At 55.2% G+C, this 6,638-nt stretch carries 7 protein-coding genes; 1 reads left to right on the plus strand and 6 read right to left on the minus strand.

The features are described 5' to 3' along the window. Positions 1-65: 65 nt before the first annotated feature. The 4 genes from RR877_RS09430 to RR877_RS09445 form a co-directional block, all read right to left on the minus strand. On the minus strand, positions 66-422 hold the full coding sequence (locus RR877_RS09430; protein ID WP_280802696.1) for a DUF6804 family protein: 357 nt from the start codon (positions 420-422) through the stop codon (positions 66-68). 9 nt (positions 423-431) lie between these two features. After that, positions 432-1,526: an acyl-CoA desaturase gene (locus RR877_RS09435; RefSeq protein ID WP_332618871.1), complete on the minus strand. Its 1,095-nt coding sequence runs from the start codon at positions 1,524-1,526 to the stop codon at positions 432-434. 71 nt (positions 1,527-1,597) lie between these two features. After that, on the minus strand, positions 1,598-3,829 hold the full coding sequence (locus RR877_RS09440) for a heavy metal translocating P-type ATPase (protein WP_332628031.1): 2,232 nt from the start codon (positions 3,827-3,829) through the stop codon (positions 1,598-1,600). Between the two features lie 108 nt (positions 3,830-3,937). After that, a complete protein-coding gene (locus tag RR877_RS09445; protein WP_280802698.1) occupies positions 3,938-4,438 on the minus strand; it encodes a hypothetical protein in 501 nt (166 codons plus the stop codon). 263 nt (positions 4,439-4,701) lie between these two features. On the opposite strand from RR877_RS09445, the gene RR877_RS09450 reads away from it, so the two are divergent. Then, complete coding sequence (locus RR877_RS09450; protein ID WP_332550667.1) at positions 4,702-5,694, plus strand: excalibur calcium-binding domain-containing protein; 993 nt, start codon at positions 4,702-4,704, stop codon at positions 5,692-5,694. Positions 5,695-5,981: 287 nt separating this feature from the next. Here RR877_RS09450 and RR877_RS09455 read toward each other — a convergent pair whose 3' ends face one another. Together RR877_RS09455 and RR877_RS09460 are read right to left on the minus strand one after the other, a co-directional pair. Next, the gene (locus RR877_RS09455) at positions 5,982-6,314 is read right to left on the minus strand and encodes a multidrug efflux SMR transporter (protein ID WP_110233010.1); all 333 of its coding nucleotides are present in this window, start codon (positions 6,312-6,314) and stop codon (positions 5,982-5,984) included. Between the two features lie 9 nt (positions 6,315-6,323). Then, a partial coding sequence (locus RR877_RS09460; protein WP_332628033.1) for an IclR family transcriptional regulator C-terminal domain-containing protein occupies positions 6,324-6,638 on the minus strand: 315 nt, incomplete at its 5' end.

The following is a 6,638-nucleotide window of genomic DNA, read 5'->3' on the forward strand; positions in this document are numbered from 1 at the left end:
CCTCGCGCATCACGCGTTAGCGCCGGCGACAGTAGAAACGAAGGTTGTGGTGCGTTTTTAGTCTACTACTTCGGAGCAGGGGTCTTAATCAGGAAGCCACCGAGGAAGAATACGGCCGCTGCGCCGGTCTGGAGAAGCATCCACCACTGAATTCCCGGAGTGATGCCGTCGGTCAGTCGAACGATGGGATTCCAAAAAATAGCGATCAACAAGAACAGGGGAAGAAAGACCCACTTCTTAGGATCAGCCCACTGCCACGAGAACACCGCAAGGATGGCGGCCAAGATGCTCACCACGAACAAGATGGTGATGTACCAGTCGGAACCGTAGACACCCATACCAATAAACATCGCTGCGACACCTGCAAGTCCGGGCACGATGCCGGGACGAATGAGCTCAGGTTCTGCTTGCTTTTTTGCCATGTAAAAAGTCTAGCGACGACGCATACGGTCGGCTTCAGGACAATCAAACGGATCGCGGGCTGCCAAGCCAACCTTATTCAGGTAGGCGATGACGATGCCGTAAGAGCGCATCAACGTGGTCTCTGTGTAAGGAACACCCTCGGTTGCACAGTGCTGCTTCACAATGAGACGTGCCTTGCGCAGGTGTGGGCGAGCCATGCTGGGGAACAAGTGGTGCTCGATCTGGTAGTTCAACCCACCCATAAACGCGGTAGCGCCTGCACCCTTGATGTTGCGAGAGGTCAGCACCTGCTTGGTCATGAAGTCCACGCGGTTCTCTTTAGGAATCATGGGCATGCCCTTGTGGTTAGGGGCAAAGGAAGCTCCCATATACACACCAAAGACAGCTAGCTGAACTCCCAAGAAAGCAAAGGCTAGGCCGAGGGGCAGGAAGATGAAAATGACCGCAACATAGGCACTCAAGCGCAGAGCAATCAAGGTGAGTTCCACAGCACGACCTTCTAGACGTTCCTTTTGGAACAGCGTCAAGATGGATCGAAAATGCAGGTTGATGCCTTCAAGTGTGAGCAGGGGGAAGAACAGGTAGCCCTGGCGTTGAGTAATCCAACGCAGGAAACCTTTTTGCTTGACCGCATCCACTTCCTGGAACGAGATGGTGTCCCACTCGATATCGGGGTCTTTGCCCACGGTGTTGGGGTTGATGTGGTGCTTGGTGTGCTTATTCATCCACCAGGCATAAGAAATACCGACCACGGCGGTAGCCAGAATGCGACCGCTCCAGTCATTGAGCTTTCCCGAGGCAAACACCTGACGGTGGGAGGCTTCGTGGGTAATGAAAGCAAACTGGGTGAGCAAAATACCCAAACCAGCAGCAATCAACAGCTGGAACCAGGAGTCACCGATGAGCACAAACCCGGTAATCAAACCACCCAGAGCGAGAGAAAGCCCCACAAACAACGTGATGTAGAACGCAGGACGCTTGCGCATCAAGCCAGCTTGGGTCACAGCTTTCATGAGCGCTGCATATGAGCTGGTCAGAGGCTTACGGTTGGGATCTTTCGGCTCTGTTGAGCGGAGAGGACCAAGGGTAGAGCTGAGTGTCATTGTCGCCAATTCTGGATAAGTCAGGTCGACTTCACAGCCGGCGAGGTAGTGCTTATTGCGCTTAATTCAATCTAGCGTGCGAATCTGCGAAGACGCAGTGAATTGAGCACAACGAACAAACTCGAGAATGCCATTGCAGCTCCCGCCAACATGGGGTTCAAGAAACCTAGTGCAGCAAGGGGTATTGCGGCGACGTTATAGGCAAAAGCCCAGAACAGGTTGCCGTGAATAATGCGCAGTGTTTTGCGCGAAAGCTCCAGGGCATCTACTGCCGCGGAGAGGGTTCCCCGAACCAGGGTGATGTCACTTGCCGCAATGGCCACATCGGTTCCAGTTCCCATCGCAATACCAAGGTTTGCCTGAGCCAAGGCAGCGGCGTCATTGACGCCATCTCCAACCATGGCGACCTGCTTTCCATCAGCCTGCAGAGACTTGATAACCTCCACCTTGCTTTCGGGACTTGCTCCGGCAATCACGCGAGAGATGCCGACTTTCTGGGCAATCGCGTGAGCAGCTTCTTCATGATCACCGGTGAGCAAAATGGGTTCAAGACCGAGCTCAACGAGTCTGATTATTGCTTCAGCAGAGTCTTCCTTGATGGTGTCTGCCACCGCAATGATCGCGCGAACCTGAGAATCCCAACCCGCGAGAATTGCAGTGGCTCCCCCGGCTCGAGCAGCAGCTAGTTGAGTTTCATTCTCTTTTGAGAGAGCGAACCCGTGAGAGTTCATCCATGCAGTCGTGCCCACAGCAATTCTCACTCCCTCAATAACTCCCTGCACGCCCTGCCCGGCAACTGAGCGGAAGTCAGTGACCGCAGGCAGCGAAGCCCCCGTGTGCTCTGTGACAAAAGAGATGATTGCTCGGGCAATGGGGTGCTCTGACCCAGCTTCCAGAGCGGCAATGCGCAGCAGTGCCGCATCCTTCTCAGCACCAGAGATGAACACATCGCTCACACTCATGTGGCCCGTGGTCACTGTTCCGGTCTTGTCGAGAACAACAGTGCTGATTCGAGATGAGCTCTCGATGGCATCGGGGCCGGAAATAATGATGCCCATTTGTGCGGCACGGCCGGTTCCCACCATGAGGGCAACAGGCGTTGCAAGCCCCAAAGCACAAGGACATGCAATAACCAGAACAGCAATTGCAGCTGTGAAGCCCACGGCAAGAGGTGCGCCAGCAATCGCCCACCCCATAATCGTGACGACCGCAATGCCGATCACAATGGGGACAAACACGGCAGAGATTCGATCTGCAAGCTTTTGTACCGCTGCCTTGTGAAGTTGGGCATCCTCCACGAGTGCAGCAAGTTGGGCAATGCGAGTGTTCTGCCCCACCTGGGTTGCACGAACTACAAGTCGGCCATCCAGGACGATCGTGGATCCAGTGACGCGTGATTCTGCGACCACTTCAACCGGCAAGCTCTCCCCCGTCAATGCGCTCTCATTAACGGCAGCTTGACCTTCCACCACCACACCATCGGTGGCAATGATTTCACCGGGGCGAACTACAAAAAGCTCCCCCACACGAAGCTCTGAGGCAGGAATTCGCTCTTCCACGCCGTCGACAATCCGCGTTGCCTCAGTTGCCTTGAGCTCACCCAGTGCGCGCAGCGCAGCACCTGCACTGCGTTGAGACTTCTCTTCGAGATAGCGACCCAGCAAGAGGAACGTGGTCACACCGGCAGCAGCTTCGAAATAAATATTCTGGGTGGGGTCTGCCTGCCACGCAAAAAACTCCATGGTGTGGTGCATGTGGGGATCACCGGCAGCACCAAAGAACAGGGCATAGACCGACCAGCCATAGGCAGCGAAGGTGCCCATGGTGATGAGCGTGTCCATGGTGAGGGTGCCGTGGCGAAGATTCAAAAAAGTCGCTCGGTGGAAAGGCAAACCGCACCAGAACACCACAGGAGTGGTCAACAGCAAAGAAATCCATTGCCAGTAGGTGAATTGCCAGGCAGGAACCATGCCCAAAACAATGACGGGAACCGAAAGGACAATGGCGATGACAAGGCGCTCAAGTAGGGTTACTTTTCCGGCACGGCCGTCGAGGGGAACCTCATCGTCAACAATCTCATGGTGAGGAAGGGTGGCGGTGTAACCGATCTTCTCCACCTGTTGCACCAACTGTTCTTCGCTGACCGTCGAGGGGTATTCAACCTTTGCGCTGTGCATCGCGAGGTTCACGGCAGCTGTCACACCGGGGAGTTCATTCAAACTTTTCTCAACCCGGGCAACGCAGCTTGAGCAGGTCATCCCCTCAACACCCAAGACAATTGTCGATGTGGTCTGGTTTGCCATAGCAACCTCATTCCTCACTCAACTTAAACGTTGTTTCACTCCAGCGTATTCCCGCATAACGCATCAATGCCGCCCCTACTGGGACGGCATTGATGGATAAAGAACTACTTAGTTCGTAGTGGTGCTGGGGGTGGTACTAGGTGTAGTGGTGGGGTAACCCTCAGGAATGATGTCGTTACCGTTGGCATCGTGCTCGTGAGGAACGTTTCCGGGCATGGAACCATCAGCCTCGAGTCCACCCTGAGGTGCGCCAGCCATGCCACCCTTAGGGCCGTGACCTGGCTTGCCGTGAGGACCATCGCCATCGCCATCACCATCACCCATGTGACCTTGAGCAGGACCCTGTCCAGCAAGGCCGAGGGCAGGAGCACCACCGTGACCGATGACGTTTGCCACAGCCATGCCGCCGCCGAATACACCGGCAAGAAGTGCAACGCTGGCAGCCGAGATACCGATGATGGCTCCGGTGCCGAGGCGACGCTTGGATCGGGCTTCGGTGATGGGGGTAACTGTTTCTTCAGTTTCCTCAGCAACAGCTTCGGGGGTGTACTCAGCAGGAGTCTGAGTTGCCTCTGCGTTGTCGAGGTTGTCGTTGTCGTTCTTTGGCATCTGCATGCCTCCTTACGTTCGTTATGTGCTCTGACCTTGTGGCCGGTAATTACACAATGCAGAACGAAGCTATGAGGACGCTATGAGCGAGTTATGGACAAGCAGAGAGTTTTAAGTTTGTTGTGTGCGCTTCAGAAAGCGCTCGTGAGCGGCTTCGGTAATGCGCTTAGCCATGCCATTAAAGATGATGCCGTGGGCGGGAAGAATCGAGAGCCAGTACAGACGCCTGGAAGCTTGGTAGCTTCTATAGCAGGGAGGGAATAATGCCGACGAAACAACGTCTGTGGCTTGGTGGCACGATTGCCGTGCTCATTCTCCTGCCGGTGGTTTCTCTCGGCTCTGCTTTCAATGCAGTGCAGTCCATGCAAACAGCTGGGACGGTCGAATCTCTCGAGAAAGCGCTTGGGGGAACTGAGACTCCCGTCGATATTGCTCTCCCCACGGAAACACCCGAGCCCAGCTCTACTGCACCCGCAACCCAGAGTGCTCAACTTGGTTCAAGTAGCGTCTCCACGTTCTTAAGCATGCTGGAACAGCTGCCTACCGACGATGCTCCTGCTTCACACACCGGCTACAACCGTGACTATTTCAACGCCTGGATCGATGCGGATGGTGACGGGTGCAATACCCGAGCTGAAGTTCTCATGATGGAATCACAGGCTGTCGTCACTACTCGTGGCTCCTGCACCGTAAGCACAGGTCAATGGACCTCGGCCTATGACGGCGTCACCCTCTCCGATGCCGGCGGACTAGATATTGACCACTTTGTTCCCTTGAACGAAGCCTGGGGCTCGGGAGCGTATGGCTGGGACAGTGCCACACGAGTGAGTTTTGGCAATGACCTGGGCTATGACGCCTCCTTACTTGCTGTGACAGCGAGCTCGAACCGCTCCAAGAGCGATAAAGACCCTGCTCAGTGGATGCCTGCTAGTCACGGCTACTTCTGTGATTATGCCGCTACCTGGGTTGCGGTGAAGTGGCGTTGGTCATTGACTGTGGATTCGCTCGAGCGTCTCACTCTGCAGTCGGTTCTCAACGGCTGTTCAAATGTGAACATCACTGTTCCTGAAAAGGCCGCGGTCGCTGCAGGAGCAGCACCCGAAGCGGTGGCGCCGGTCAGTGACGGGGTTCTTGATCCCAACTATGGAACCTGTTCTGTTGCACAAGCTAACGGCGCAGGCCCCTACTACCAAGGTGTAGATCCGGAATATGCCTGGTATCGGGACCGTGACAAAGATGGCGTTGTCTGCGAGTAGGGCTTAAACAGAACAAGGGCCCGACTTCCGAAGAAGTCGAACCCTTGTGCGCTGTGTTTACGCTTACTTTCCGCCGCAGCACGCGCCGCCGCAGCAGCCGCCCTCTTCGCCGCCACCAATGGTTGCGGAAGGGGTCTCAAGCTTGATGTTTGCGGTTGCCATGTGGTCTCCTTCAGATAAGGGGTGACCGTCGGGGCTTTCGCCTGACCGGTCGAGGTCTATAACCAGTGTGCGCCTGTTTTCTCAGAACGTCAACGTCAGGGCTGGGTATGTCGCCCAGAGCTTAATTAGCCGTGTGAGCTTCCCATTTCCAACAGCACAACACCGACGATGATCAGCGCAATACCTAGGAATCCCCACACATTGAGATTTTCTTTGAACAGGAAGATACCCATAATCGCAACAAGTGCAGTTCCAGCACCTGCCCAAATCCCATAGGCAACGCCCATGCTCAAGCCTTTAGAAAGGCCCAGCCCCAATGAAGCGAACGCAGACAGATACCCCACGACGACAAAAATGGTGGGAATGACTTTGGTGAAGCCGTCACTCATTTTCAGGGCGAGTGTCCCTACGACTTCAGAGACGATAGCGAGAGCTAGAAGTAAATATGCAACAACCATGGGCTTAGCTTAACCGGCACCATGAATACGACGGCTGAGCTCATGGGCAGTTGCCGTCATTTCCGGCAACAGAGAGTTAATGCGGTCATTGAGAGCTTCTGGAGAGGTCAATCCTGCGGCAGAGAAGGTCACCGCAATGCCTGCTGCAGGCCATCCAATGTGGTCTTTGACTACAACGCCGACTGACGCGAGACCTTCTGTAATCTCACCACGCTCGATGGAATATCCCTGAGATGCGGCTTCGGATACCAACGCTTTGAGCTCGCGATAGGTTCTAGGGCCGGTGTTGGCCACGCCAGCACGCTGAGTGAAGACGATGCTGTC

The sequence above is a fragment of the Aurantimicrobium sp. genome (assembly GCF_036667855.1).
Lineage (GTDB): Bacteria > Actinomycetota > Actinomycetes > Actinomycetales > Microbacteriaceae > Aurantimicrobium.

Excerpts from the sequence above, each read along its gene's own strand:
- RR877_RS09445 (WP_280802698.1), bottom strand. The coding sequence starts at position 4,438 with ATGCCAAAGAACGACAACGACAACCTCGACAACGCAGAGGCAACTCAG.
- RR877_RS09430 (WP_280802696.1), bottom strand. The coding sequence starts at position 422 with ATGGCAAAAAAGCAAGCAGAACCTGAGCTCATTCGTCCCGGCATCGTG.
- RR877_RS09455 (WP_110233010.1), bottom strand. The coding sequence starts at position 6,314 with ATGGTTGTTGCATATTTACTTCTAGCTCTCGCTATCGTCTCTGAAGTC.
- RR877_RS09450 (WP_332550667.1), top strand. The coding sequence starts at position 4,702 with ATGCCGACGAAACAACGTCTGTGGCTTGGTGGCACGATTGCCGTGCTC.
- RR877_RS09435 (WP_332618871.1), bottom strand. The coding sequence starts at position 1,526 with ATGACACTCAGCTCTACCCTTGGTCCTCTCCGCTCAACAGAGCCGAAA.
- RR877_RS09440 (WP_332628031.1), bottom strand. The coding sequence starts at position 3,829 with ATGGCAAACCAGACCACATCGACAATTGTCTTGGGTGTTGAGGGGATG.